We start from the raw sequence: 26,688 nt of genomic DNA, 5'->3' as shown, positions 1-26,688 counted from the left end.
GCGCCATCATCTGCCCAGATGATGGCTCAGAAGCCGATCATGCATTAAGATTGAAACCGGACCACATCATAGGGGCAGGCCACCATGGAATAGTAAATATGCAGGAATGAGCAGTGAAGAGCTGCTGGCGCGTTATAAGAACTGCTATGAAGCAAAAATAAAGGGGCTGATGCGCGACGGTATTGATCTTGAGTGGGCGCTGAAGATCAAGTGAAACAGCATCGATCGTCTGTCTGATTGGCACGCAAGGGCGTGTGGGTATTTGCCGTGCGTCTGTAGCCAGTGCAGGATTCTTGTGCTGGTTGCGGGATGGTGCGGCAGGGCTGATATGGCGGAATATGCTTGTTGGTCTGTTCAGTCCGGGATCTGCAATCTGCCTGCCGCAGCTTGGGTTGGGGGGGGCGAAGGTGTCAAACACCTTGTCCGCTTGAGCGCAGCAGCCGAAACCCACGGCAAAGATTACATGTCAGCCCGCAGTTCCAGAAAAAGTGGGCACCGGTTTTCCGTCCGGAAGCGGATTGCTGGCGAATCAAATTACCGTTTGCCTGTTGGCGCTCTCGCGCAAGGGCTGGTTCTGATGCGTCACAACAGGGTTGGTGTCTTGTGGGCTGCCAAATCCTGTAAAATCAGGTTTTCCCATAGGTTGCAGCGGCTTTGACAGGACCGGACAGGGCATCTGACCGAAGCCGATTGTGTGGTTTTACTGTTCCTGGCCTTTCAGCCTTTCACGCAAGGTCGGGCGGCATATGCAGGGTGGTCTTTGGGGGCTTGGAAAAGGGCTGGAACCATCACCAGCTTCTTGCTCGTGAAAATGAATGGAACTGTTGAAATCCGACAACTTCCTTGACTGGCTCCCGGAAACAATAACGCTTCGTTAAGCTTAATAACCGATAACTGTCGGATGAGCCGACCATAACGAATTCTGGCCGGATTTGCGAAACAAAACAATGATGGCGGGCATGTTACACCCGGGAAAGGATCGGAGATGATGGCAAGCCTCGGCGGAGAAAGATCTCAGGCCGAAGGGGCGCAGATCCGTCATGTCCCGGTGATGCTGGCCGAGGTGATCGAGGCTCTCAGGCCAAAGCCGGGTGAGGTGATGGTTGATGGCACATTCGGTGCTGGCGGCTATACGACCCGGATCCTGAACGAGGGTGCCGAAGTGATCGCGATTGACCGCGATCCGACGGCAATTGAAGCGGGGCGTGCGATTGAGGCAGGACATCCGGGCAGGCTGCATCTGGTCGAAAGCCGGTTTTCCCGGCTCGATGAGGCGGTTGCTTCGGTGAAGGGCGCAGATTTCAGGGTGGATGGCGTGGTGCTCGATATCGGTGTGTCATCGATGCAGATCGATCAGGCCGAGCGCGGTTTTTCCTTCCAGAAGGATGGGCCGCTCGACATGCGCATGTCGGGCAAGGGGGCAAGTGCCGCCGATGTCGTCAACCGCCTGAAAATGGGCGATCTTGCCCGCATCTTCAATTTTCTGGGCGAAGAACGTCATGCCGGGCGCATTGCGCGCATGATTGAAAAGCGTCGTGCCATCCAGCCTTTCACGCGTACGCTGGATCTTGCCAATGCCATTGAGGCTTTGGTGGGGCGCAATCCCAGGGATCGCATCCATCCGGCAACGCGCGTGTTTCAGGCGCTGCGCGTGTTCGTCAATGATGAGCTTGGCGAGCTGGCCCGGGCGCTGCTTGCGGCCGAACGCGTCTTGAAGCCCGGCGGGCGTCTGGTCGTGGTGACGTTTCATTCGCTGGAAGACCGCATGGTAAAACGCTTCTTTGCTGATCGCGCCGGCGGGCGTGCAGGCTCGCGTCACATGCCGGAAGTGGCTGAGCGCCTGCCAAGTTTCACGCCTGCGGTAAAGGGGGCTGTCGGCCCCAGCGCGGAAGAAGAGGCGCACAATCCGCGCGCGCGCTCGGCCAAGTTGCGCGCTGGCCTGCGCACGCAAAATCCGCCGCTTGAAAATGATCTCACGCTGTTCGGCCTGCCAAGACTGCCCGATGCTGATGAACTGACCCGGAGTTGAACGAGTGCTGCGTACCTTTGAACTCATTATGCTTGCAGCGATGCTGGTGGCGGCAGCCGTCACCTACACGATCAAATATGACGCGGAAAAGCAGATCGCGGTGATTGCCAAGCTGAAGCGCCAGATCGATTCCGAACGCGACACGATCAACCTTTTGCGGGCTGACTGGGCATTGATGACGCAGCCAAGCCGTCTGCAGGATCTCGTGGCGATCTATGACAGCGAGGTGCAGCTTGAGCCGATCAAGGCGGAACAGCTGATCACCAGTGTCGATGACATTCCGGAGCGTCCGGTGGATGACATCCAGAAGATCATTTCCGGCAGCGATGAACTGCTCGCAAGCGGGGTTCTGGAACAGGATGCGATGACCACAGGCAGCATCGCAAACAAGACCGGCGGCAACAAGAAGAATGTGGCGAGGCACTAATCATGAAGTTCGGATTTGGATTGCCTGGCAGAAGGAAGCAGGCAGCGTTGAACGGTCATGAGCCGGCGGGCAGTGAAAAGCCGGCCGGCGAAATGTCATTTGTGGGTTTGCGCAAGAAACATGGCAACAAGGCACGCAATCGCCTGTGGATGGCGATTGCCGGCTTTGTCTGCGTCTATGGCGTGATCGGCGGCAAGCTGATCTATTTTGGCGTGCTGAGCGGGGCAGAAGAGGAAACCACCGGCCCTGCCGTGGCCCAGCTTGCCTCGCGTCCTGACATTCTTGACCGCAATGGCGAGATCCTTGCAACCGACATCAAGACGGCGTCGCTTTATGCCGAGCCGCGCAAGATCGTCGACCCGGACGAGACGCTGGAAATGCTGGCGACCGTTCTGCCCGACCTCGACTGGGAGACAACCTATCGACGGCTGAAGGGCGAGCAGGGCTTCATCTGGATCAAGCGCGGCCTGACGCCAAAGCAGCAAAGCCAGATCATGGCGCTCGGTCTTCCGGGCATTGGTTTCCGCACGGAAAAGCGCCGTTTCTATCCGGGCGGGCCGACGGCATCGCATATTCTGGGGCTGGTCAATATCGACAATCAGGGCATTGCCGGCATGGAAAAATATATCGACTCGCAGGGCCTGAGCGACTTGCGCTCGGTTGGTCTGGCCACTGGGCAGTCGCTTGAGCCGGTACGCCTGTCGATCGATATTCGCGTGCAGCATATTGTGCGCGATGTGCTGGTCAAGGCGATGGAGCGTTATCGCGCCATTGCCGCCGGTGCTGTTGTCCTGAACGTCAAGACGGGCGAAGTGATCGCCATGGGATCCGTGCCGGATTTTGATCCGAACAATCCGGTGCATGCGCTGGACAAGGATCGCCTCAACCGCATGTCGGCCGGCACCTATGAAATGGGTTCTACGATCAAGACCTTCACTACGGCCATGGCGCTTGATTCCGGCAAGTTCACCCTGCAGTCGCGCGTGGATGCCTCGCGCCCATTGGTGGTGGGCAAACAGGTCATCCGCGATTTTCACGGCAAGGGCCGCGTGCTGACACTGCCGGAAGTGTTCATTTATTCATCCAATATCGGCTCCGGCCACGAGGCCAATGTGGTGGGCATTGAGGGCCATCGCGCTTTCCTCAAGAAGATGGGCCTGCTTGACCGTATGGAAACGGAACTGCCAGAGGTGGCCCGCCCGGTCGAGCCGCGCGTCTGGAAGAAGGTTCACTCCATGACCATCTCCTTTGGTCACGGCATGATGACTACGCCCCTGCAGACGGCCGTGGCGGCAGCAGCCCTGATGAATGGCGGCAAGCTGATCCCGCCAACCTTCCTGGTGCGTACGCAGGAAGAAGCTGCGAAAGTGGCCAAGCAGGTGACGAGCCCACAGGTTTCGGCCGATATGCGCTATCTCTATCGCCTCAATGCAACGGCGCCCGGTGGTTCCGGCAAACGTGCGGCGGTTCCGGGCTATCGTGTCGGCGGCAAGACGGGTACGGCGGAAAAGGTGGTCAATGGCCGCTATGCCAAGGATGTGCGTTTCAACGCCTTCCTTGCAGCCTTCCCGATGGATGATCCGGCCTATGTTGTCCTGACCATCATTGACGAGCCAAAGCCGGAGCCGGGCAAGTTCGCCGCGACCGCCGGTCTCAATGCCGCGCCAATGGTTGCGGAGATCATCAGCCGTTCAGCATCATTCCTGGGGGTTAAGCCTGATTTTGAACAGGAATCTGAACCAGCAATGGTTTCAGCCGAACGAACTTACGACTGATTCGCTTTTGCCGTGTGCCATGTGTTCGGTGACAACGAGTGGAATGGAATTGGAATGACGATGAAATTGAAAGATATCTCACTCTTCAGGGACCTCGTGCATGGTGCAGAGGGCGAGGCTGCCGTCACCGGGATCACGTCGGATTCGCGCAAGGTCGAACGCGGTTTCCTGTTTGCAGCCCTGAAGGGGGTCAAGGCTGATGGTGGGGCCTTTGCCGAAGATGCGATCAGGCGCGGTGCAATCGCCATCATCGCCGGAAAAGATACAGTCATTGCAAATGCCAGCGTGCCGGTGCTGCATGTCGATGATGCACGGCTGGCTCTGGCAAAGGCTGCGGCGCAATTCTATGGCAGGCAGCCGGAAGTGATGGTCGCCGTGACCGGCACCAGTGGCAAGACCTCTGTTGCCTCCTTTACCCGCCAGATCTGGGCCGATGCGGGGTTTCCTGCTGCCAATATCGGCACGACCGGCGTGTTCTCGCCGACCCGCAGCGATTATAATTCGCTGACGACGCCCGATCCGGTGGAATTGCACCGGGTTCTGGCGGAACTGGCTGATGAAGGGGTGACCCATGCCGCGATGGAAGCTTCGTCGCATGGTCTGGATCAGCGCCGCCTGGATGGCGTGCATCTGGCTGCGGCCGCTTTCACCAATCTTGGCCGTGACCACATGGACTACCATGCGACGATTGAAGAATATCTTGATGCAAAGATGCGCCTGTTCAGGACGCTGTTGCCCAAGGGCGCGCCGGCGATCATCTTTGCCGATGACCGTTTTTCCAATGCGGCCATCGAAGCTGCCACAGAAGCTGGCTGCGATGTCAAGACCGTTGGCCGCAAGGGCAGTTTCATCACGTTGAAGCGGGTTGAACATGGCCGTTTCCGTCAGCATGTCGAAGTGGCGATCGGCACGGACATTTTCGAGATCGAATTACCGCTGGCCGGTGATTTCCAGGTTGCCAATGCGCTCGTGGCGGCTGGCCTTGCCATTGTGACGGGCGTGCCGGCTGCTGCTGCCATGCGCGCGCTCGGACGGCTCAAGGGCGCACCGGGACGCCTTGATCTTGTTGGCACGACCGAAGAGGGCGCGCCAGCCTATGTCGATTATGCGCACAAGCCGGAGGCGCTGGAAAATGTGCTTGCCTCCGTGCGTCCTTTCACGACAGGACGCGTGATCGTCGTCTTTGGCTGCGGAGGGGACCGCGACAAGGGCAAGCGCCCGATCATGGGCGAAATCGCCACGCGCCTTGCCGATGTGGTGATCGTGACCGACGACAATCCGCGCTCGGAAGTGCCGGCCGAAATTCGTGCCGAAATCATGGCGGCAGCACCCGGCGCAACCGAAATCGGCGATCGTCGCGAGGCAATCTTTACCGCCGTGTCGATGATGATGGCGGGCGACACGCTGGTGGTTGCGGGCAAGGGGCATGAGGAAGGCCAGATCATTGGCGGCAGGGTGCTGCCATTTTCCGATCATGCCGAAGTGGCCGCGGCACTGGCAGCGCGCCTTGAGGAGTCGAAATCATGAGCGAATGGCTATGGACTTCATCCGATATGGTCGAGGCCATGGGCGGCAGGCCGGTTGGCCAGATGCCGGCAGGCATTACCGGCATATCGATTGATAGCCGTACCCTGAAGCCGGGCGAAGCCTTCTTTGCCATCAAGGGCGAGCAGTTTGATGGCCATGATTTTGCAACGGCTGCCATGGCGGCAGGCGCTGGCCTGCTGGTCGTGGCCGAACATCGCCTGCCTGCGCTTGGCACGCTGAAAATCCCGATGATCGTGGTTGAGGATGTGCTGGAGGGCCTGACCCGGCTCGGCATCGCCGCGCGCAACCGTTCAGGGGCGCAGATCATCGCGGTGACCGGTTCGGTCGGCAAGACCACCACCAAGGAAGCGCTGCGCCATGTGCTTTCGGAAGTCGGCAAGGTGCATGCATCGGTTGCCTCGTTCAATAATCATTGGGGCGTGCCGTTGACGCTTGCGCGCATGCCGCAGGATGTCGACTATGGCGTGTTTGAAATCGGCATGAATCATCATGACGAGATCCGCCCGCTGGTGAAGATGGTGCGTCCGCATGTGGCGCTGATCACGCAGATTGCACCGGCCCATCTTGGCCATTTCGCCAATCAGGAGGAGATTGCCGTTGCCAAGGCGGAAATCTTTGAAGGCATTGTGCCCGGCGGCTATGCGCTGCTGAACCGCGACGACAAGCGCTTCCGGCAGCTTGAGGAACTGGCGCAGAAAGCCGGTGTCGAGCACATTCATTCCTTTGGCGAGAATGCGCGTGCCGATTATCGCCTGCGCGAGGTCAGGCTTCATCCCGGCTGTTCCTGTATGACGGTGAAGATTGACGATGAGGAAGCCGCGATCAAGGTTGGCATTCCCGGCCGCCATATCGTGCAGAACATGCTGGCCGTGCTGGGAGCGGCGCATCTGGTTGGCGCCGACATGGCCAAGGTCGCCATGGCCATGGCGACGCTTACGGCGGAAGAGGGGCGCGGCGCGCGTCATGTGCTGCAACATCCGGAAGGCGGCAGTTTTACGCTGATAGATGAAAGCTATAATGCCAATCCGGCCTCGATGCGTGCGGCGCTGGCACTGTTGCAGGCGACACAGCCGGAAAGCCGCGGCCGGCGTATTGCGGTTCTGGGCGACATGCTGGAGCTTGGCCGCCAGTCCGGCAAGCTGCATGCCGATCTGGCCCGGCCCATTGTTGACGCGGAAGTGAACGCGCTTTTCATCGCGGGCGAGGAAATGTCAGTGCTGAAAAATGCCTTGCCGGTTGAAATTCACACCGAATACAGGCAGACCACTGCCGAATTGCTGCCTCTGGTGATCAGGGCAGTCCGTCCAGGCGATGTCATCATGGTGAAATCATCGAAAGGGATTGGCTTCTCGAAAATCGTCAAGGCGCTGACCACACAATTTCCGCCGGTAAAACCCGCAGAATAGGCGGGGTTTGGGGACTATTCGTCATGTTGATGCTTCTCACGCAATTTGCCGAACATGTGACGCCGCTCAATGTGTTCCGCTACATCACCTTCCGTACGGGCGGTGCGCTGATTACTTCGGCGCTGATCGTGTTTCTGTTCGGCCCGGCGATCATCGATTCGCTGCGTGTGCGTCAGGGCAAGGGCCAGCCGATCCGTGCTGACGGGCCGCAGACCCATTTCAAGAAGGCCGGCACCCCCACCATGGGTGGCCTGATGATCATGACCGGCATTCTGGTATCGTGTCTGCTCTGGGCCAATCTTTCCAGCATTTATGTCTGGGTCGTGCTGATGGTGACGGTCGGTTTTGGCGCCATCGGCTTTTATGATGACTATCTGAAGGTGACCAAACAGTCGGACAAGGGCTTTTCCGGCAAGGCGCGTCTTGGCATAGAATTCCTGATTGCCGGCATTGCCGCCTTCATCATCATGCGTGCAGGCCAGGAGCCGTTTTCCTCCTCGCTCACTTTCCCCTTTGCCAAGGAATTCCTGATCAATCTCGGCTGGTTCTTCATCCCGATGGCGGCCTTCGTCATGGTGGGGGCCGGCAATGCGGTCAATCTCACCGACGGTCTTGATGGTCTGGCCATCGTGCCGGTCATGGTGGCGGCCGCTTCCTTCGGCTTCATCGCCTATCTTTCCGGTAATGCGATCTTTGCCGACTATCTGCAGATCCATTTCGTGCCGGGCACGGGTGAACTTGCGGTCCTGCTTGGCGCTGTCATTGGCGCGGGCCTTGGCTTTCTCTGGTTCAATGCGCCGCCTGCGGCCATCTTCATGGGCGACACGGGTTCGCTTGCCCTGGGGGGCATGCTGGGTGCGGTTGCCGTTGCCACCAAGCACGAAATCGTCCTTGCCATCATTGGCGGTCTTTTCGTCATGGAAGCGCTTTCGGTCATCATTCAGGTCGCTTCCTTCAAGCTGACGGGAAAGCGCGTTTTCCTCATGGCGCCGATCCATCATCATTTTGAAAAGAAGGGGTGGACGGAAAGCCAGGTCGTCATCCGCTTCTGGATCGTGGCGATCATCCTCGCCATGATTGGCCTTTCAACCCTCAAGCTCAGATAACAGGCATGGCATCATGATCCCGATTACCGCTCTTAAAGACAAGACTGTCGCTCTCTTCGGACTGGGCGGGTCGGGCATTGCGACGGCCAAGGCCATTGTCGCCGGTGGCGCACATGTGATTGCGTGGGATGACAATCCCGACAGCGTGGCGCGCGCGCAAGGCGAGGGGCTTGCGACAGGTGATCTGCGTCAGGCCGACTGGTCGCAGTTTGCAGCCTTTGTCCTGTCGCCTGGTGTGCCGCTTACCCATCCCAAGCCGCATTGGTCGGTCGAGCTTGCCCATGCGGCAGGCGTTGAAATCATCGGCGATGTCGAACTCTTCGTGCGCGAGCGCAAGCTGCTGGCACCCGATTGCCCCTTCATTGCGATTACCGGAACGAATGGCAAATCGACCACGACGGCGCTGATTGCGCATATTCTGAAAACGTCAGGCCGCGACATGCAGCTTGGCGGCAATATCGGTACGGCGATTCTTACGCTCGAGGCACCCAGGCCAGACCGCTTCTATGTGGTTGAGTGTTCGTCCTATCAGATCGATCTTGCGCCATCGCTCAATCCGACGGCCGGCATTCTCTTGAATCTCACGCCAGATCACCTTGACCGTCATGGTTCGATGGAAAATTACGCCGCAATCAAGGAGCGCCTTGTGGCGGCAAGCGGCACGGCCGTTGTCGGTGTGGATGATGATTATTGCGCGGCCATTGCCGACCGGCTTTCGGCGAAAGGCGTGAAGGTTGCACGCATTTCAAAGAACAGGCCTCTGGCTGATGGCTATTATGCCGATGGCTCGACCCTGCTTCATGCCAGGGCTGGCAAGGTGGAGGAACTTGCCTCGCTTGCAGGCATTGGTTCGCTGCGTGGCGCCCACAATGCGCAAAATGCGCTGGCAGCGGTGGTGGCCTGCCTGTCGGTTGGGCTGACGATTGAGGAAATCCGTGCCGGATTGCAAAGCTTTCCTGGCCTGGCTCACCGCATGGAACAGATCGGCCGGCGCGGCAAGGTTCTGTTCGTCAATGATTCCAAGGCCACCAATGCCGATGCCACTGCACCCGCCCTGTCGTCTTTCCCGCATATCTACTGGATTGCCGGTGGTGTGCCGAAGGCTGGCGGCATTGCATCGCTTGCCGAATTCTTCCCGCGCATTGCCAAGGCCTATCTGATTGGCGAGGCGGCTGCGGCCTTTGCCGCAACGCTGGGTGACAAGGTGCCGTTTGAAATTTCCGACACGCTTGCCGTTGCGGTCGAACATGCCGCACGCGATGCCGGCAATGATGCCGCAGCTGAGCCGGTCGTGCTGTTGTCGCCTGCCTGTGCGAGCTTTGACCAGTTTCCGAATTTTGAAAAACGTGGCGATGCCTTTCGCAGTGCCGTTCTGGCGCTGCCCGGCATTACGCCGACAGGAGGGGAACGCTGATGGTAAGTCGTGTCGACCGCGGTCCCGTCGCCAACTGGTGGTGGACGATCGACCGCTATTTCCTTGCCGCTTGTCTTGCACTGATGGGGCTTGGTGTTCTGCTTTCCTTTGCGGCCAGTCCGGCGGTTGCAGAGCGCATCGGCCTTGACAGTTTCCATTTCGTCGATCGCCAGATCCTGTTCATGCTTCCGGCGGTCGTTGTCATGATCAGCGTCTCCTTTCTTACGCCGCGCTATATCCGGCGCTTTGCGCTGATCCTGCTGGGTGTGTCGTTGCTATTGATGGTTGCGGCACTTTTCTTCGGCATTGAGGTCAAGGGCGCGCGGCGTTGGGTGAGCCTTGCCGGCATTTCCATCCAGCCATCCGAATTCATGAAGCCAGCTTTTGTGGTGATTTGCGCATGGCTCTTGTCGGAGCGCGAGCGCGGCGGCGACATGCCAGGTTATTTTCTGGCCTTGGTGCTGTTTGGTATCGTTGCGGGGCTGCTTATGCTGCAGCCAGATCTTGGCCAGACCATGCTGACCACCTTCACATGGGCGGGCATGTTCTTCCTGGCCGGCCTGTCGATGTTCTGGATTTTCCTGCTGATCGGCTTCAGTGTCGTGTTTGTCATTTCATCCTATTTCATTTTCCCACACGTTGCAGGCCGTGTTGACCGGTTTCTCACGGGCGAGGGCGATACGTTTCAGGTTGATGCGGGACGCGAGGCGATCTTGCGCGGCGGCTGGTTTGGCCAGGGGCCGGGCGAAGGTACGGTCAAGCGCATCATTCCCGACAGCCATACCGACTTCATCTTTTCGGTCGCGGCCGAGGAATATGGCATCATTCTGTGCATATTCATCATGCTGTTGTTTGCCTTCATCGTGGTGCGGGGGCTCGTCATGGCGCTGAAGGAACGGGATCCGTTTACGCGGCTTGCCGTATCCGGCATTGTGATCCTGTTCGGCTTCCAGTCGATCATCAATATGGCGGTCAATCTGCATCTGATGCCTGCCAAGGGCATGACGCTGCCCTTCATCTCCTATGGCGGTTCGTCGCTGATTGCGATTGCCGTGACGATGGGCATTCTGCTTGCGCTCACGCGGCGCCGTCCTGAAGCGCGCATGACCCATACGGTTGGCTTCAAAGAGCACATTCCGGCGATCTGATTTTAGGTGAGGGACGATGAATAAGGGCGTTATCGTCGTTGCTGCCGGGGGAACCGGCGGGCATCTGTTTCCAGCCGAGGCACTGGCGCATGAGCTGAAAGAGCGTGGATGGGATGTGCATCTGGCAACCGATGCACGCGCACAGCGCTTTGCGGGAGCCTTTGCCCCGGATCATGTGCATGTCATTCGCTCGGCCACGATTGGCGGGCGCAATCCGCTGGCGCTGGCAAAGACCTTCTTCACATTGTGGCAGGGCAATCTTGATGCGCGCAAGCTGTTTCAGCGGCTGAAGCCGAAACTCGTGGCAGGCTTTGGTGGCTATCCGACCCTGCCGCCGGTCTATGCCGCCAGCAATATGGGCATTCCCACGCTGGTGCATGAGCAGAATGCCGTCATGGGGCGTGCCAATAAGGGGCTGGCATCACGGGTGAAGGCCATTGCCGGCGGCTTTCTGCCGGAAGGCCGCGGCGCCTATGCCGCAAAGACGATCATCACCGGCAATCCGGTGCGCCCGCCGGTTCTGGTTGCGGCGGAAATGCCCTATCAGCCAGCCGGTGCCGGCGAGCGTTTCCGCCTGCTGGTATTTGGCGGCAGTCAGGGCGCGCAGTTTTTCTCAAAAGCTGTGCCAGAGGCCATTGCTCTGCTTGATGCGCAGGAACGTTCGCGGCTTCTGGTAACACAGCAGGCGCGCAAGGAAGATGAGGCGGATGTGCGTGAGGCCTATGCCGGACTTGGTGTTACGGCCGATGTTGCCACTTTCTTCAACGACATGCCGGCGCGCATGGCCGATGCACATTTCGTCATTTCGCGTTCCGGCGCCTCGACGGTTTCGGAAATTGCCGCCATTGGCCGTCCGGCCATGCTGGTGCCATTTCCGCATGCGCTTGACCATGATCAGGCCGCCAATGCGGCAGCCCTTGCGGCAGCCGGTGGCTGCGAGGTGGTGCGCCAGTCTGATCTTTCACCGGAGCGGCTTGCAGAAATCCTGCGCAAGGCCATGAACGAGCCGGAACGGCTCGCAGCCATGGCAAAGGCGGCAAAAACTGTCGGGAAGCCACACGCGGCACGGTTGCTTGCAGACCTTGCAGAGGCTATTGCAGCGGGAAAATCGGTTCAGGAATTCAAAGAAGGAATAGTGTCATGAAAATGCCACTCAACATCGGGCTTGTCCACTTCATCGGGATTGGCGGCATCGGCATGAGCGGCATTGCGGAAGTGCTGCACAATCTTGGCTACAAGGTGCAGGGCTCCGATCAGGCCGACAGCGCCAATGTGCAGCGCCTGCGCGCCAAGGGCATCGAGGTTTTCGTCGGCCACAAGGCCGAAAATATTGGCGATGCGGAAGTGGTCGTCGTCTCCACCGCGATCAAGAAGAACAATCCGGAACTGGTCGCGGCACGCGAAAAGCTGCTGCCGATCGTGCGCCGGGCGGAAATGCTGGCCGAACTCATGCGCTTCCGCCATGCCGTTGCCATCGGCGGCACCCATGGCAAGACCACGACCACCTCGCTGGTTGCTGCTCTCCTTGATGCTGGCGGTCTTGATCCGACGGTCATCAATGGTGGCATCATCAATGCCTATGGCACCAATGCGCGCATGGGCGATGGCGACTGGATGGTGGTTGAGGCTGATGAAAGCGATGGCACTTTCCTGAAGCTTCCGGCCGATATCGCGGTCATCACCAATATCGACCCGGAACATCTGGATCACTATGGCAATTTCGACAATGTACGCAATGCGTTTCGCCAGTTTGTCGAGAATGTGCCGTTTTATGGCTTTGGCGTGATGTGCCTTGATCATCCGGAAGTGCAGGCGCTGGTCAGCCACATCGAGGATCGGCGCATCATCACTTATGGCAAGAATCCGCAGGCTGATGTGCGCTTTGTCAACCAGCGCATGGAAGGTGCGGCCAATCTGTTCGACGTCATCATCCGTTCGCGCAAGGGTGATATGGTCGAGATCAAGGATCTGCGCCTGCCCATGCCGGGCCAGCACAATGTATCCAATGCGACGGCGGCGATTGCGGTTGCGCATGAGCTTGGCATTTCGGCCGATGATATTCGCCGCGGTCTTGCTTCCTTTGGCGGTGTGAAGCGTCGCTTCACCCATACGGGTTCGTGGAATGGTGTCGAGGTCTTTGACGATTATGGCCACCATCCGGTTGAAATCCGTGCCGTGCTGAAGGCTGCGCGCGAGGCAACCAGGGGCAAGGTGATCGCCATTGCCCAGCCGCATCGCTATACCCGTTTGGGCAGCCTGTTCGACGAATTTGCCACCTGTTTCAACGATGCCGATATTGTTGCGGTCGCACCGGTCTATGCCGCAGGCGAAGACCCGATCGAGGGGGTTACTTCTGAAGAACTGGTCACGCGCATCAAGACGGCCGGCCATCGTGACGCGCGTTTCCTCAGCGGGCCGGAGGCCTTGGCGCCATTTGTCGCTTCGGTTGCAGAGCCCGGTGATTTCGTTGTCTGCCTTGGGGCTGGCAATATCACGCAATGGGCCTATGCGCTTCCAAACGAACTGGCTGCACAGGGTAAGAACTGATGGAAGGCGGCGAAGAGCTTCTGAAAAAACTGGAAGGCAGGCTCTCGGGCCTGCGCGGACGCATCACGCCGGATTCCGGTATGGACAAGATCACCTGGTTTCGCGTCGGCGGTCCGGCACAGGTTCTGTTCCAGCCTGCCGACGAGGAAGATCTGGCAGCATTTTTGAAAGCTGTGCCGGAGGAAATTCCGGTGATGGTGGTTGGCATAGGCTCGAATCTTCTGGTGCGCGATGGCGGTATTCCGGGCTTTGTCGTACGGCTTTCGGCCAAGGGTTTTGGCGAGATCGAGCGCGTCTCCGATACAAGGCTGCGCGCAGGGGCTGCAACCCCAGACAAGCGCGTGGCTGCGGCTGCCCTTGAGGCTGGCCTTGCAGGCTTTCATTTCTACCACGGTATTCCGGGCGGCGTTGGTGGCGCGTTGCGCATGAATGCGGGGGCCAATGGTGTTGAAACGCGCGAGCGCGTGGTGGAAGTGCGTGCGCTTGACCGCAAGGGCGAGCTGCATATCCTCGGCAATGCCGATATGGGCTATGCCTATCGTCATTCCTCGGCAGCTCCTGATCTGATCTTTACCTCGGCCTTGTTTGAAGGTGTTCCAGGTGATGCTGAGGAAATCAGGCAGGCCATGGATGCTGTGCAGCATCACCGCGAGACGGTACAGCCGGTGCGCGAAAAGACCGGCGGCTCGACCTTCAAGAATCCGGAAGGCACATCTGCCTGGAAAGAGATCGACAAGGCCGGTTGCCGGGGCTTGCGTATCGGCGGGGCGCAGATGTCGGAAATGCACTGCAATTTCATGATCAATACCGGCAATGCGACCGGCCTTGATCTGGAAACTCTGGGCGAGACCGTGCGTGCGCGGGTGTTTGAGAATTCCGGCATTCGCCTGCAATGGGAGATCAAGCGTCTCGGCCTGTTCCGGGACGGCGAAAGGGTTGAGGAATTCCTTGGCAAAACCCAAGCTTAAGCCAGCTTGCGGGAATCATTTTATCATTTATCTGGATTTATGAGGGTGCAGACTTCCGGTTGTGCCCTCATTTTGCGTCTTGCAATCATGGCGGCAAAAAAAGTTGCTACCGTGGATGCCTGAAAATATGGACTTTTTTTGCATCGGGGGCGGTACTTGAGCGTCTTGTTTACTATAGGGGCTTGTCACGGAATCGATCCTCTGATTCTTTATGGTTAACCGTACAGTGATTTGATTCGTCAGGGTTTTCCTGTTGTGGGTGTCTGCGGCTCTGCCGCCGGGCTGTCCTGACTTTGGGCGTGGCTGAACGCGAAGGGGTGACTGACATGACTGGCAAGCATGTGGCTGTATTGATGGGGGGAGTCTCGTCAGAGCGTCCGGTCAGTCTGTCGTCGGGTGCGGCCTGCGCCAAGGTGCTGGAGGATATCGGCTATCGTGTAAGTCGTGTGGATGTCGGGCATGACATTGCAGCTGTTCTGTCTGAGTTGAAGCCGGATGTCGTCTTCAATGCGCTGCATGGCCCGTTTGGCGAGGACGGCACCATTCAGGGGGTGCTTGAATATTTGCAGATCCCCTATACCCATTCCGGTGTGCTGGCTTCTGCGCTGGCGATGGACAAGGCGCGTGCCAAGATGGTTGTGGCGGCTGCCGGGGTGGCGGTGGCTGAATCGTGCCTGATGAACCGTTTTGACATTGGCAATGAACATCCGATGGCGTCGCCCTATGTGGTCAAGCCCGTGCGCGAGGGGTCGAGTTTTGGTGTGGTGATCGTGCGTGAGGATCAGCCGCATCCGCCGCAGGTCATTGCCTCGGCTGATTGGAAATATGGCGATGAGGTTCTGGTTGAGCGTTATATTCCAGGGCGTGAGCTGACCTGTGCGGTGATGGGGGATCGCGCAATGGATGTCTGCGAGATCATTCCGGTCGGTCATCAGTTTTACGATTACGATTCAAAATATGCGGAAGGTGCCTCGCGGCACGAATGTCCGGCGAAAATTTCACCAAATATTTACCAAAAAATACAAAGAATGGCCCTCATGGCTCATCGGGCTATCGGGTGCCGAGGCGTGAGTCGTTCGGACTTCAGGTTTGACGACCGTTTCTCAGAGGAAGGTGAGGTTATCTGGCTGGAAATCAATACGCAGCCGGGCATGACCCCAACATCGCTGGTGCCGGATATCGCGAAGGCTGCGGGTATTTCGTTTGGTGAATTGTTGCAGTGGATGGTGGAGGACGCATCTTGTTTGCGCTGAATGGCAGGTCTGACGATTATGCGCGCTCTGGCGCGGTGCGTGATGCATCGGGCCTGATGGGTGCTGCTTTCGTCCTGCCGCGCTTCCTGCGCAAGCCTTTCCGCGTCATTGTCCGCCTGTTCCAGGGCAATGTGCGCATTCCACGTCATGCCGGCACGGTCGGCATGCTCGGCTTTTTCGCGGCCACCGGCATTTACGGCATGGTGATCGGCGGTCATTCGCAGGATGTCGTCAAGACGATGGCCTCCACGCTTGGCTTTGCCATTGAGGACATCAAGGTCGTCGGCAATAGCGAGACATCGGATATTGATATTCTGGGTCAGCTTGAGCTTGATGGCGAGACATCGCTGATTGGCCTGAGCGCGGAAGGTGCGCGCGAAGCCATTGCAAGGCTCCCTTGGGTGGAAAGCGTCGAAGTGCGCAAGGTCTACCCGAACACGCTGCTGGTTTCGCTCGAAGAGCGCAAGGCTTTCGCCATCTGGCAGAACGGGAAGGAGCTGACGCTGATCGATGAGCAGGGTCGGGAAATCGTTCCGTTTCGCCGTGGTCGCTACAATGCGCTGCCGCTGGTTGTCGGTCAGGGTGCAGAAAAGCGCGTAAAGGGTTTTGTCGATGAGGTTGCGGCCTATCCGGGTATTGCCGGCAAGGTGAAGGCTTATATCCGTGTTGGTGACCGCCGGTGGGATTTGCTGCTCGAAAATGGCGTGCGCATCATGCTGCCCGAAAATGAGCCGCTGAAGGCGCTGGCGGAAGTCGAAAGGCTGGATCAGGAGAAGCGTCTCCTGTCGCGCGATATTCTGGCGGTCGATATGCGGCTGGAGGACCGGATCACGGTGCAGCTGACGGCAAGTGGTATGGAGCAGCGCGAGAAGATTCTCGCAGATCGTAAGAAAGCATTATCCCGCGCGGGGAAGCGTGTATGAGTATTCTGGGCGGACATCGTTCTAGTCAGGGCGGAGCAGGGCGCAAGACGCGCCTTCTGACCGTTCTTGATGTGGGGTCAAGCAAGGTATCCTGTGTGATTGCGCGGCTGCGGCCACATGAGGGTGGCACGCTTCTGCCGGGGCGTACGCATCGCATGGAAGTGCTGGGTATCGGCCATCAGCGCTCGCGCGGTGTGAAGTCGGGCGTGATCATTGATCTTGATGCGGCCGAACAGTCGATCCGCCTTGCTGTCGATGCTGCCGAACGCATGGCGGGGCTGACGGTCGACAGCCTGATTGTCAATATTTCCGCTGGGCGCCTCAAGAGCGAGACGTTTACCGCCAGTGTCAATCTGGGTGGTCATGAGGTTGCGCCGGCCGATATTCGTCGCGTTCTGGCGGCAGGCGCCAAGCAGGCGCTGGCAGCCGAACGTCATCTCGTGCATTCGCTGCCGGTCGGCTACACGCTGGATGGTGAGCGCGGCATTCGCGATCCTCTCGGCATGCTGGGCGATACGCTTGGCGTCGACATGCATGTGCTGACGGCTGACAGTGCGCCGCTCCGCAATCTCGAGCTTTGTGTCAATCGCTGCCATCTTTCGGTCGAGGCCATGGTGGCAACGCCTTATGCCAGCGGTCTTGCGGCTCTGGTTGGCGATGAGGCCGAAATGGGGGCTGCCTGCATCGATATGGGTGGTGGCACCACGACGATTGCCGTCTTTGCCGAAGGCAAGTTCATTCATGCCGATGCCGTGGCGCTGGGTGGCAACCATGTCACCATGGACATTGCGCGCGGATTTTCGACCCGTATGGAAGACGCCGAGCGTCTGAAGGTCATGTATGGTTCGGCTCTGCCAAGCGCAGCCGATGATCGCGATCTGATCAGTGTTCCGCCGATTGGCGATGATGAGCGCGATGTTCCGAACCAGTATCCACGTTCTGTGCTGACGCGTATTATCCGGGCGCGCGTCGAGGAAACCCTTGAACTGGTACGCGACAGGCTGAACCGTTCGGGGTTGGGGCACATTGTTGGCAAGCGTGTCGTGCTGACAGGCGGTGCAAGCCAGTTGCCTGGCATGCCGGAGGCGGCACGGCGCATCCTTGCCAGAAATGTACGAATCGGGCGACCTCTAGGAATAGCGGGATTGCCCGAGGCGGCCAAGGGAGCGGCGTTCTCCGCGACCGTCGGGCTTCTGATCTATCCGCAGGTGGCGGGGATTGAAGAACGGTCTGTGCGGGCGGCGTCCTCAGGCCTGATGACCGGAACGGGTGGGCGTATTCAAAGAGTCAGCCAATGGCTGAGAGAGAGTTTCTGAGTAACCGATAAGCGCAATCAGTTTCAAATCTGGGCGCAACCATTTGGGTAACAATTCATGACACCGCTATGGCGAAGCGGTGGCGAGGCTTAAGAGGAATAGGACAATGACAATCAATCTGCAAAGGCCGGACATCACCGAGCTGAAGCCCCGCATCACCGTATTCGGTGTTGGCGGCGGCGGCGGCAATGCGGTTAACAACATGATCAATGCTGGTTTGCGCGGTGTTGATTTCGTTGTGGCCAACACTGACGCTCAGGCGCTGACAATGTCGAAGGCTGAACGTATCATTCAGCTGGGTGCTGCCGTAACCGAAGGTCTCGGCGCGGGTTCACAGCCGGAAGTTGGCCGTGCGGCCGCTGAAGAATGCATCGATGAAATCATCGATCACCTGAATGGCACGCATATGTGCTTTGTCACTGCCGGCATGGGCGGCGGCACCGGTACGGGGGCTGCTCCGGTTGTTGCGCGTGCTGCGCGTGAACGCGGCATTCTGACCGTGGGCGTTGTGACCAAGCCTTTCCATTTTGAAGGCCAGCGTCGCATGAAGACCGCCGAGATGGGCATCGAAGAGCTGCAGAAAAACGTCGATACGCTCATCGTTATCCCGAACCAGAACCTCTTCCGCATTGCCAACGACAAGACCACCTTCGCCGATGCTTTTGCCATGGCTGACCAGGTGCTCTATTCGGGCGTTGCCTGCATTACCGATCTGATGGTCAAGGAAGGCCTGATCAATCTCGACTTCGCCGACGTTCGTTCGGTCATGCGCGAAATGGGCAAGGCAATGATGGGCACGGGCGAGGCTTCCGGCGAAGGCCGCGCAATGGCTGCTGCCGAAGCTGCAATTGCCAATCCGCTGCTTGATGAAACCTCGATGCGCGGTGCCAAGGGCCTGCTGATCTCGATCACCGGCGGCCGCGACATGACGCTGTTTGAGGTTGATGAGGCTGCAACCCGCATCCGCGAGGAAGTCGATCCGGATGCAAACATCATCCTCGGCGCAACCTTCGACGAAGGTCTGGAAGGCGTGATCCGCGTATCCGTCGTCGCAACCGGTATCGACAAGCAGCAAGGAGATGCGGCGCCTGCGCCGATCGAATTTCGCCAGCCGGTAAAGCCTGCCGTACAGACGGCTACCAAGCCGGTTGCGCCACATGGCGCGCTGCGTCCGCCGGTCGTTGAACAGCCGGTCCAGCAGGAGCCTGTTGCCCAGGCTGCAGAAGCCGAAATGCCGGTTGCCCCGGCTGCTCCGGTTGCAGCCGCCGAGCCAGCCTTCCGTCCGCAGAGCCGCATTTTCCAGGCTCCTGCACCGGAAGCCTTTGACCGCGCACCGGTGGTTGCGCGTGCACCGCAGCAGGCTGCCCAGGCGACCGCCCAGGCTGTCCAGCAGCAGACCTATCAGCAACCGCAGCAGATGCATGTAGAGCCCATGCGTGAACCGCGTCCGGCCCCGCGCATGCCTTCGGTTTCCGACTTCCCGCCACAGGCGCAGGCTGAATTCAATGCCCGTCGTGCGCAGCAGGCACCGGCTCAGCCACAGGAAGAACGCGGCTCCAAGGGCCTGTTCAACCGTCTGCTGCAGGGCCTGTCGCGTCGCGACGAAGAGCAGCCGGCTGCCCGTCTGGAACCGGCACGCGAACCAGCCTTGCGTCCGGCAGAACCACGCCGCATGCCGCAGCAGGATGCATCGATCTATCAGCCACGCCGTGGCCAGCTCGATGATCAGGGCCGCGCCCGCGCAGTTTCGGAAGATGATCAGCTCGAAATTCCGGCTTTCCTGCGCCGCCAGTCGAACTGATTGACCGGATGATGATTTCGGATGCCGCAGGTGAAAGCCTGCGGCATTTTTGTTTGCGGCGCGGAAAACAGGTTCCTTATTTTCGCGGAACTGCTCTAAAGCTGATGCAATAATATAAAATATGAGAAAGCCGCAAAATTGGCCCGATTGGATGCCATGCGGGTCTGGCTTCAGGTAAGCAGTAATGATGCTGAGCAAATGATTGGAATGGTCGTGCAGAATTTTCAAGGCACAATTGGCGGCGAAGTGACGGTATCGGGCATTGGCGTACATGGTGGCAAGCCTGCCGCGGTGACCTTTCTGCCAGCCGAAGTGAATACGGGGATCGTCTTTCAACGGGCCGACATTGACGGCAGTCCATGGGTGCCGGCGCATGTGGAGCAGATCGGGGCAACGGATCTGTGCACATCGATCGGTGCGCGCGCGGCACGAATCGATACGATCGAACATCTCATGGCTGCAGTCACCGCATTGGGCATTGATAATCTGCGCGTGCGGGTGAGCGGGCCGGAAGTGCCGATTCTCGATGGATCCTCACGCGAATATGTTGCAGCCTTTGCCAGGGTGGGCCTGGTGCAGCAGGAGGTTCGCCGCCGTTATCTCCGCATTCTGAAGCCGGTGCGTGTTGAGGCCGGCAGTTCATGGGGCGAGTTCCGCCCCTATGACGGGACGCGCTATGAAGTCGAGATCGATTTTGATGTTGCGGTCATCGGTCGGCAGAAATTTGCCGGCGACATGAGTGCCGAGGTCTTCAGCCGGGAAATTGCCGATGCGCGCACCTTTGGCTTCATGAAGGATGTGGCAAGGCTGCATGCGGCAGGCCTTGCGCTGGGGGCGTCGCTTGACAATACCGTGGCAATTGGCGAGGATAATCAGGTGATGAACCCAGAGGGCCTGCGCTTTGCCGATGAATTTGTCCGCCACAAGACACTTGATGCGGTGGGCGATCTGGCGCTTGCCGGCATGCCTTTCATCGGTTGCTATGCATCTTATCGCGGCGGGCACAGGCTGAACAGCGAAGCAGTCAAGGCGCTGCTGGCCGATGCATCGGCCTATGAAATTGTTCAGGGCTGACAAATCAGACCGGGATGATTTATGCCGGGCTTGGTCATAATTGGGCCGCGATGGCAGAATCATCTGGGGAGGCTGCCCAAATCATTGGCGTTATTTGCAAAGTTGCAGCAATTTCTGGCGATAGATGCGCTAGACGATTGCCGATTGCGCGCCATTATGGTTTATGGACGGCTAGCGCAATTCAGATTTTCACGGAGACTCTGAATTGCACCAACATATTGTCTTTTCGCAGTTCCGGACGGAAAACCGGTTTCCACTTTCCTGGAACTGCTCTGAGGCATGTGAGCATATTCGCTTTGCGAGTGCTGTAATATTTGGATGAATGCTATTTGTGCTGAAGGCAAACTTCAGCTATGCCATTCGGAAAAGATGCTGCCAGAAGGCCGGAGACCGCATGACGAGTTTCAGATTTACGGGTGTGACAAAAACTGCACTGCTGACAAGTGCGCTGGCTGTTGTTGTGACGCTCGTCGGTTGCGCAAGCAAGGATGAAGATATCGATCTGGCCACCTATGTCGAGTCGATCGAGCCTGCAGACAAGCTTTACAATGAAGGTCTGGCCAATCTGGATGCCGGACGCCTGAACGAGGCGGCAAAGAAGTTTGCCGCCATCGAACGCCAGCATCCCTATACGGAATGGGCGCGCAAGGCGCTGGTGATGGCAGCCTTCACCAATTACCGGCAGGGCAATTACGAGGAAGCCATCAATATGGCAAAGCGTTACAACACGCTTTACCCAACCTCGCCTGAATCGGCCTATGCCTATTACATCATCGGCCTGTCCTATTTCCGTCAGATTCCGGATGTCACACGCGATCAGGCCGCAAGCCGCCGTGCCATCGCTGCGATGCAGGAAGTGGTCGATCGTTTCCCGGATTCGGAATATACCGAGGATGCCAAGGCCAAGATCCGTGTCGCGCGCGACCAACTCGCCGGCAAGGAAATGCAGATCGGTCGCTATTATCTTGAACGCAAGGAATATCTGGCCGCAATCAAGCGCTTCCGCGGCGTTGTCGAGGATTATTCCAATACCCGTCAGGTCGAAGAAGCGCTGGCCCGTCTGGTCGAGGCCTATTATGCGCTTGGCCTGACATCGGAAGCGCAGATGGCGGCTTCCGTTCTGGGTAAGAACTTCCCGGACAGCCAGTGGTACAAGGACAGTTACAAGCTGCTGCAGTCGGGCGGTCTGTCGCCGCGTGAAAACAGTGGCTCCTGGCTGGCACGGGCATCTTCACTGATCACTGGTGCGCCTCAGTAAGCGGAAACGCATATGCTGTCGAACCTGTCGATCCGTGATATTGTCCTGATTGAAAGGCTCGATATTGAGTTCAAGCCGGGCTTGTCGGTGCTTACCGGCGAGACCGGGGCAGGTAAATCGATCCTGCTCGATTCGCTGTCACTTGCGCTTGGCGCGCGCGGCGATGCATCGCTCGTGCGCGATGGTGCCGAACATGGCCAGGTGACGGCGGTGTTTGACGTGCCGGGCAATCATCCAGCCCGGCTTTTCCTGCGCGAAAACGGGTTTGATGATGACGGCGACATTATTCTGCGTCGTCTGCAGATGAGCGATGGCCGCACCCGTGTCTTCATCAATGATCAGGCGGCAAGTGTCGCGCTTTTGCGCGAACTTGGCAAAAAGCTGGTCGAAATCCATGGTCAGCATGATGACCGCGCTCTGGTGGACACCGATCTGCATCGCACGCTGCTTGATGCCTTTGGCGGGCTGGAACACGAGGCCAGTCTGGTGCGCGAGCGCCACAGGGCGTGGCGCGATGCCGAAAACGCGCTGAACAGGCACCGGGCCAAGGTGGAAGCTGCCGAGCGCGAGGGCGATTATCTGCGGGCGTCCGTCGAGGAACTCACCAGGCTTGATCCGCAGCCCAACGAAGAGGAAGAACTGGCCGAACGCCGCGCCGTGATGATGAAATCGGAAAAGATTGCCGGTGACATCAATGAGGCGGGCGAAATCCTGTCCGGGCAGGGCTCGCCCGTGCCGACGCTGGCGAGTCTGGTGCGCCGGCTGGAGCGCAAGATCCCGGAAGCACCGCATCTGCTGGAACCGGTATGCAAGGCAATCGATGAGGCGCTGAACAGTCTGGCACTGGCGCAGGATGGCATTGACCATGCCATGCGTGAGATTGATTTTGATCCACGCGAATTGGAACAGGTGGAAGAACGCCTGTTTGCGCTGCGGGCGGCAGCGCGCAAATATTCCGTGCCGGTTGAATCACTGTCGGCGCTGCGTGACAGGATGGATGCCGATCTGGCCGATCTTGACGCAGGCGCAGAAAAGCTCATCCAGCTTGAGGCAGAGGCTTCTGAGGCGCGCGCTGCCTATGACAGGGCTGCGGCAGAGCTTTCCGCCAAGCGGCGCGAGGCGGCGGAACATCTCAAGGCTGCCGTGATGGCAGAATTGCCGGCACTGAAGCTTGAACGGGCGGAATTTCTGGTCGAAATGACAAGTGACCCGGAATCACGCACGGCTGAGGGTATTGATACGGTTGAATATTGGGTGCGTACCAATCCCGGTACGCGCGCCGGGCCGATGATGAAAGTGGCTTCAGGCGGCGAGCTGTCGCGTTTTCTTCTGGCGCTGAAGGTGGCGCTGGCGGATCGTGGTTCTGCCCCGACACTGGTGTTTGACGAAATCGATACCGGCGTTGGCGGAGCGGTTGCCGATGCCATTGGCCAGCGTCTGGCGCGGCTTTCCGAACGCGTGCAGGTTCTGTCGGTCACCCATGCGCCGCAGGTTGCCGCGCGTGCTTCGACGCATTTCCTGATCGCCAAGTCGGCGACCAGTGATGACCGCATGGCAACCTCGATCCGCGTCATGGGTGCGGATGAGCGCCAGGAAGAAATTGCCCGCATGCTGGCCGGCGCCAGCATTACCGAGGAAGCGCGCAAGGCGGCAGAACGGCTGCTTGCCGAAAACCGCGCCTTCGCCTCCTGATCATGACATTGTTCTGTCAGGATCATCTGTTCGTAAGGGATGCAGCAGTATCGCGCGGGGCCGTTCTTGACTATCCTCTGCCCGATTCCTTCCTGCAGGACTGATGTAAGCCATGGCGAAAAAAGCCCGCACAACCGGCACCGAGATTGCCGTTGATCAATTGACCGCTCTGGAAGCTGCCGCAGAACTGGCTCATCTTGCACGCGAGATTGCCCGGCATGATGCGCTTTACCATGCCAAGGACCAGCCGGAAATTTCGGATGCCGAATATGATGCGCTGAAGCGGCGCAATGAGGCGATCGAAGCGCGCTTTCCCGAGCTTGTGCGCGAGGACAGTCCGTCGAAGCGGGTGGGGGCTGCGCCGCAACTGACGCAATTTGCGCCCATCACCCATGTCAAGCCGATGCTCTCCCTCGACAATGCCTTTTCGGATGAGGATGTGCAGGATTTTGTCGGCAGTGTTTATCGTTTTCTGGGCATGCTGCCGGACAATTCCATCGCCTTTACCGCCGAGCCGAAGATCGATGGGCTTTCCATGTCGATCCGCTATGAAAAGGGCAGGCTGGTTCATGGAGCCACCCGCGGCGATGGCACCACGGGCGAAAATGTGACCGCCAATATTCTCACCATCGCCGAAATCCCGAAACAATTGCCCGCCGATGCGCCGGATGTGGTGGAAGTGCGCGGCGAAGTCTATATGGCAAAAAGCGATTTTCTGGCGCTCAATGCCCAGATGGCGGCCGAGGGCAGGCAGACCTATGTCAATCCACGCAATACGGCGGCAGGTTCACTGCGCCAGCTCGACCCGAAGGTGACGGCAAGTCGCAAGCTCAAATTCTTCGCCTATGCCTGGGGTGACATGTCGGACATGCCGGCCGATACGCAGATGGGCATGGTTGAGGTTTTCCGCAAATGGGGCTTTCCGGTCAATCCGCTGATGCAGCGCTTTAACAGTGTTGATGGGCTGCTTGGCCATTACCGCGCGATCGGTATGGAACGGCCCAATCTCGATTATGACATTGACGGCGTGGTCTACAAGGTCGACCGGATCGAGCTGCAGAACCGGCTCGGTTTTCGCTCGCGCAGCCCGCGCTGGGCAATTGCGCATAAATTCCCGGCAGAACAGGCGACAACCATCTTGCGTGGCATCGACATTCAGGTTGGCCGCACCGGTGCACTGACGCCGGTGGCGCGGCTTGAGCCGATCACGGTTGGCGGTGTGGTGGTGACCAATGCAACGCTGCACAATGAAGATTACATCAAGGGCATCGGGCTCAAGGGCGAGCCGTTGCGCGAGGGACGGGACATTCGCATTGGCGACACCGTGATCGTGCAGCGCGCGGGCGACGTCATTCCGCAGATCGTCGATGTCGTGCTTGAGAAGCGGCCTGCCGATGCGGTGCCATTCCAGTTTCCGCATCAATGCCCGATTTGCGGCAGCCATGCCGTGCGCGAGGAGGGAGAATCGGTCTATCGCTGCACGGCGGGGCTCACCTGTCCGGCGCAGGCCATGGAGCGGCTTCGCCATTTTGTGTCGCGCAATGCCTTTGACATTGAGGGGCTTGGTGAAAAGCAGGTCGAGTTCTTCTTCAATGCGCAGGATCCAAGCCTTTCGATCCGATCGCCAGCCGATATCTTCACCCTGCAGAAGCGCCAGGAAGCTTCGCTCAAGAAGCTTGAAAATATCGAAGGCTTTGGCGCAACCTCAGTGCGCAAGCTTTATGACGCGATCAATGCAAGGCGGGAAATTGCGTTTTCCCGCTTCCTGTTCGGCCTTGGCATCCGCCATGTCGGCGAGGTCAATGCCAAGCGTCTGGCACGCGCCTATCGCTCCTATCAGGCCTTTGAAAGAGCCGTGCTCGAAGCCCGTCCGCCGAGGGAAGGCGACCGCAATGACAAGGGCAATGAGGCATGGCAGGAACTGACATCAATTGAAGGTATTGGCACCATCGTTGCCGAAGCCGTCGTCGATTTTTATGCCGAGCCACATAACCGGGAGGCTCTGGCCTCACTTCTTGCGGAAGTGAAACCGCTTGATGAAGAGGTGCAGATTGCAACCGGTTCGCCGGTTGAAGGCAAGACAATCGTCTTTACCGGTTCGCTGGAGCGCATGTCGCGCGATGAAGCCAAGGCCATGGCCGAACGCTATGGTGCAAAGACGGCTGGTTCCGTTTCCAGAAAGACTGATCTGGTTGTGGCCGGGCCGGGCGCAGGCTCAAAGCTTGCCAAGGCGCAGGAGCTTGGTATTGAGGTGATTGATGAGGATGCCTGGTTCAGACTGGTCGGGGAGGAGTGAGTGATGGCGCCCTTTCAAGGCTTTGGCGACAAGGCCATAGCCTTCCTGAAGGCGCTTGATTTCCATCAGAACCGCGAATGGTTTTTGGAAAACAGGGATATTTTTGAAAAGCATTTGAAAGAGCCACTCGGCGATCTGGTTGAAGAGCTGACCGAACGCTTTGCAAAGGCCGGTCTGCCGTTCAAGGGCGACCGGGTGAAATCGCTGTTTCGTATCAAGCGCGATACGCGCTTTTCCCGGGACAAGGCGCCCTATAACCGGCATTTATCGGCACTTCTGTCGGTATCCGGCTCGAAATGGGATGAAAGTGGCTGTTTCTATGTCTGCATTGGTCTGCCGGGTGTGCGCGATTGTTATGCCGGTGTTGCCTGGTGGAGCCCAAGGCCAGCATTGCTTGCAGCCATGCGGCAGTCGATCGTTGATGAACCGGAAAGGTTTCGCGCCATGGTCGCGGCCTTGAAGAAAAACGGTCTCACATTTAGCGATCATGATCGGCTGAAACGCAATCCGCGCGGGTTTGAGACAGTAAACGGGCCCGATCTGGTTGCGGCCATTCGCAACCGGCATTTTGTCGTGCGCATGGAAATTGATCCGGCCGAGATTACCGATCCGGCTCTTGCCGACCGCCTGTTTGATTTTGCCATGCGCGCAAGACCGCTGATCGACTAGGGCAAGCGCATAGAGCAGTCGCTGCCCGCATGATGATT

The 26,688-nt window shown here is 58.6% G+C and carries 20 protein-coding genes; all 20 read left to right on the top strand.

Annotated features, from left to right (window positions below):
* Positions 1-985 precede the first annotated feature (985 nt).
* The 20 genes from rsmH (at position 986) to ACFO1V_RS09245 (ending at position 26,650) form a co-directional block, all read left to right on the top strand.
* Entirely contained in the window at positions 986-2,029 is a 1,044-nt protein-coding gene (gene rsmH, locus ACFO1V_RS09340) for a 16S rRNA (cytosine(1402)-N(4))-methyltransferase RsmH (protein WP_374829136.1), read from the top strand.
* Between the two features lie 4 nt (positions 2,030-2,033).
* Positions 2,034-2,456 (top strand): cell division protein FtsL, encoded by a 423-nt coding sequence (ftsL, locus tag ACFO1V_RS09335; protein WP_374829138.1) that lies wholly within the window; start codon positions 2,034-2,036, stop codon positions 2,454-2,456.
* A 2-nt stretch (positions 2,457-2,458) separates the two neighbouring features.
* Complete coding sequence (locus tag ACFO1V_RS09330) at positions 2,459-4,231, top strand: peptidoglycan D,D-transpeptidase FtsI family protein (RefSeq protein ID WP_374829140.1); 1,773 nt, start codon at positions 2,459-2,461, stop codon at positions 4,229-4,231.
* 54 nt (positions 4,232-4,285) lie between these two features.
* Positions 4,286-5,758 (top strand): UDP-N-acetylmuramoyl-L-alanyl-D-glutamate--2,6-diaminopimelate ligase, encoded by a 1,473-nt coding sequence (locus ACFO1V_RS09325; protein WP_374829142.1) that lies wholly within the window; start codon positions 4,286-4,288, stop codon positions 5,756-5,758.
* Entirely contained in the window at positions 5,755-7,185 is a 1,431-nt protein-coding gene (locus tag ACFO1V_RS09320; RefSeq protein WP_374829144.1) for a UDP-N-acetylmuramoylalanyl-D-glutamyl-2,6-diaminopimelate--D-alanyl-D-alanine ligase, read from the top strand. The genes ACFO1V_RS09325 and ACFO1V_RS09320 overlap by 4 nt, the downstream gene beginning before the upstream one ends.
* A gap of 23 nt (positions 7,186-7,208) precedes the next feature.
* Positions 7,209-8,291, top strand: coding sequence for a phospho-N-acetylmuramoyl-pentapeptide-transferase (gene mraY, locus ACFO1V_RS09315; RefSeq protein ID WP_374829146.1), 1,083 nt, complete (start codon positions 7,209-7,211; stop codon positions 8,289-8,291).
* A 13-nt stretch (positions 8,292-8,304) separates the two neighbouring features.
* The gene (gene murD, locus ACFO1V_RS09310) at positions 8,305-9,705 is read left to right on the top strand and encodes a UDP-N-acetylmuramoyl-L-alanine--D-glutamate ligase (protein WP_374829148.1); all 1,401 of its coding nucleotides are present in this window, start codon (positions 8,305-8,307) and stop codon (positions 9,703-9,705) included.
* A complete protein-coding gene (gene ftsW / locus ACFO1V_RS09305) occupies positions 9,705-10,853 on the top strand; it encodes a putative lipid II flippase FtsW (protein ID WP_374829150.1) in 1,149 nt (382 codons plus the stop codon). Before murD ends, ftsW begins: the two co-directional genes overlap by 1 nt.
* A gap of 16 nt (positions 10,854-10,869) precedes the next feature.
* Entirely contained in the window at positions 10,870-11,997 is a 1,128-nt protein-coding gene (gene murG, locus ACFO1V_RS09300) for an undecaprenyldiphospho-muramoylpentapeptide beta-N-acetylglucosaminyltransferase (protein ID WP_374829152.1), read from the top strand.
* The gene (murC, locus tag ACFO1V_RS09295) at positions 11,994-13,400 is read left to right on the top strand and encodes a UDP-N-acetylmuramate--L-alanine ligase (RefSeq protein WP_374829154.1); all 1,407 of its coding nucleotides are present in this window, start codon (positions 11,994-11,996) and stop codon (positions 13,398-13,400) included. Before murG ends, murC begins: the two co-directional genes overlap by 4 nt.
* Positions 13,400-14,368, top strand: coding sequence for a UDP-N-acetylmuramate dehydrogenase (gene murB, locus ACFO1V_RS09290; protein ID WP_374829156.1), 969 nt, complete (start codon positions 13,400-13,402; stop codon positions 14,366-14,368). The genes murC and murB overlap by 1 nt, the downstream gene beginning before the upstream one ends.
* A gap of 326 nt (positions 14,369-14,694) precedes the next feature.
* Positions 14,695-15,621: a D-alanine--D-alanine ligase gene (locus ACFO1V_RS09285; RefSeq protein WP_374829158.1), complete on the top strand. Its 927-nt coding sequence runs from the start codon at positions 14,695-14,697 to the stop codon at positions 15,619-15,621.
* A complete protein-coding gene (locus ACFO1V_RS09280) occupies positions 15,609-16,544 on the top strand; it encodes a cell division protein FtsQ/DivIB (RefSeq protein ID WP_374829160.1) in 936 nt (311 codons plus the stop codon). Before ACFO1V_RS09285 ends, ACFO1V_RS09280 begins: the two co-directional genes overlap by 13 nt.
* Entirely contained in the window at positions 16,541-17,860 is a 1,320-nt protein-coding gene (gene ftsA / locus ACFO1V_RS09275) for a cell division protein FtsA (protein ID WP_374829162.1), read from the top strand. Before ACFO1V_RS09280 ends, ftsA begins: the two co-directional genes overlap by 4 nt.
* A gap of 106 nt (positions 17,861-17,966) precedes the next feature.
* Positions 17,967-19,661 carry a cell division protein FtsZ gene (ftsZ, locus tag ACFO1V_RS09270; protein ID WP_374829164.1) on the top strand — a complete coding sequence of 565 codons (1,695 nt, stop codon included), beginning with the start codon at positions 17,967-17,969 and terminating at the stop codon, positions 19,659-19,661.
* 213 nt (positions 19,662-19,874) lie between these two features.
* Entirely contained in the window at positions 19,875-20,735 is an 861-nt protein-coding gene (lpxC, locus tag ACFO1V_RS09265) for a UDP-3-O-acyl-N-acetylglucosamine deacetylase (protein ID WP_374829166.1), read from the top strand.
* A 394-nt stretch (positions 20,736-21,129) separates the two neighbouring features.
* Positions 21,130-21,993 carry an outer membrane protein assembly factor BamD gene (locus ACFO1V_RS09260; protein WP_374829168.1) on the top strand — a complete coding sequence of 288 codons (864 nt, stop codon included), beginning with the start codon at positions 21,130-21,132 and terminating at the stop codon, positions 21,991-21,993.
* Between the two features lie 12 nt (positions 21,994-22,005).
* Positions 22,006-23,685: a DNA repair protein RecN gene (gene recN / locus ACFO1V_RS09255; protein ID WP_374829170.1), complete on the top strand. Its 1,680-nt coding sequence runs from the start codon at positions 22,006-22,008 to the stop codon at positions 23,683-23,685.
* Positions 23,686-23,797: 112 nt separating this feature from the next.
* Positions 23,798-25,981: an NAD-dependent DNA ligase LigA gene (ligA, locus tag ACFO1V_RS09250; protein ID WP_374829172.1), complete on the top strand. Its 2,184-nt coding sequence runs from the start codon at positions 23,798-23,800 to the stop codon at positions 25,979-25,981.
* A 3-nt stretch (positions 25,982-25,984) separates the two neighbouring features.
* On the top strand, positions 25,985-26,650 hold the full coding sequence (locus tag ACFO1V_RS09245) for a DUF2461 domain-containing protein (protein WP_374829174.1): 666 nt from the start codon (positions 25,985-25,987) through the stop codon (positions 26,648-26,650).
* The last annotated feature ends 38 nt before the right edge of the window (positions 26,651-26,688 follow it).

The organism is Daeguia caeni (assembly GCF_042653845.1).
In the GTDB taxonomy this organism is placed as follows: domain Bacteria; phylum Pseudomonadota; class Alphaproteobacteria; order Rhizobiales; family Rhizobiaceae; genus Brucella; species Brucella caeni.
Note: the sequence above shows the minus strand (reverse complement) of the source record. Positions and strands in the feature narration are given on the sequence as shown.

What these genes read in the sequence shown, in the direction of transcription:
- rsmH (WP_374829136.1), top strand. Translation starts at nt 986, where the DNA reads ATGATGGCAAGCCTCGGCGGAGAAAGATCTCAGGCCGAAGGGGCGCAG.
- ACFO1V_RS09330 (WP_374829140.1), top strand. Translation starts at nt 2,459, where the DNA reads ATGAAGTTCGGATTTGGATTGCCTGGCAGAAGGAAGCAGGCAGCGTTG.
- ACFO1V_RS09325 (WP_374829142.1), top strand. Translation starts at nt 4,286, where the DNA reads ATGACGATGAAATTGAAAGATATCTCACTCTTCAGGGACCTCGTGCAT.
- ACFO1V_RS09320 (WP_374829144.1), top strand. Translation starts at nt 5,755, where the DNA reads ATGAGCGAATGGCTATGGACTTCATCCGATATGGTCGAGGCCATGGGC.
- mraY (WP_374829146.1), top strand. Translation starts at nt 7,209, where the DNA reads ATGTTGATGCTTCTCACGCAATTTGCCGAACATGTGACGCCGCTCAAT.
- murD (WP_374829148.1), top strand. Translation starts at nt 8,305, where the DNA reads ATGATCCCGATTACCGCTCTTAAAGACAAGACTGTCGCTCTCTTCGGA.
- ftsW (WP_374829150.1), top strand. Translation starts at nt 9,705, where the DNA reads ATGGTAAGTCGTGTCGACCGCGGTCCCGTCGCCAACTGGTGGTGGACG.
- murG (WP_374829152.1), top strand. Translation starts at nt 10,870, where the DNA reads ATGAATAAGGGCGTTATCGTCGTTGCTGCCGGGGGAACCGGCGGGCAT.
- murC (WP_374829154.1), top strand. Translation starts at nt 11,994, where the DNA reads ATGAAAATGCCACTCAACATCGGGCTTGTCCACTTCATCGGGATTGGC.
- murB (WP_374829156.1), top strand. Translation starts at nt 13,400, where the DNA reads ATGGAAGGCGGCGAAGAGCTTCTGAAAAAACTGGAAGGCAGGCTCTCG.
- ACFO1V_RS09285 (WP_374829158.1), top strand. Translation starts at nt 14,695, where the DNA reads ATGACTGGCAAGCATGTGGCTGTATTGATGGGGGGAGTCTCGTCAGAG.
- ftsA (WP_374829162.1), top strand. Translation starts at nt 16,541, where the DNA reads ATGAGTATTCTGGGCGGACATCGTTCTAGTCAGGGCGGAGCAGGGCGC.
- ftsZ (WP_374829164.1), top strand. Translation starts at nt 17,967, where the DNA reads ATGACAATCAATCTGCAAAGGCCGGACATCACCGAGCTGAAGCCCCGC.
- ACFO1V_RS09260 (WP_374829168.1), top strand. Translation starts at nt 21,130, where the DNA reads ATGACGAGTTTCAGATTTACGGGTGTGACAAAAACTGCACTGCTGACA.
- recN (WP_374829170.1), top strand. Translation starts at nt 22,006, where the DNA reads ATGCTGTCGAACCTGTCGATCCGTGATATTGTCCTGATTGAAAGGCTC.
- ligA (WP_374829172.1), top strand. Translation starts at nt 23,798, where the DNA reads ATGGCGAAAAAAGCCCGCACAACCGGCACCGAGATTGCCGTTGATCAA.
- ACFO1V_RS09245 (WP_374829174.1), top strand. Translation starts at nt 25,985, where the DNA reads ATGGCGCCCTTTCAAGGCTTTGGCGACAAGGCCATAGCCTTCCTGAAG.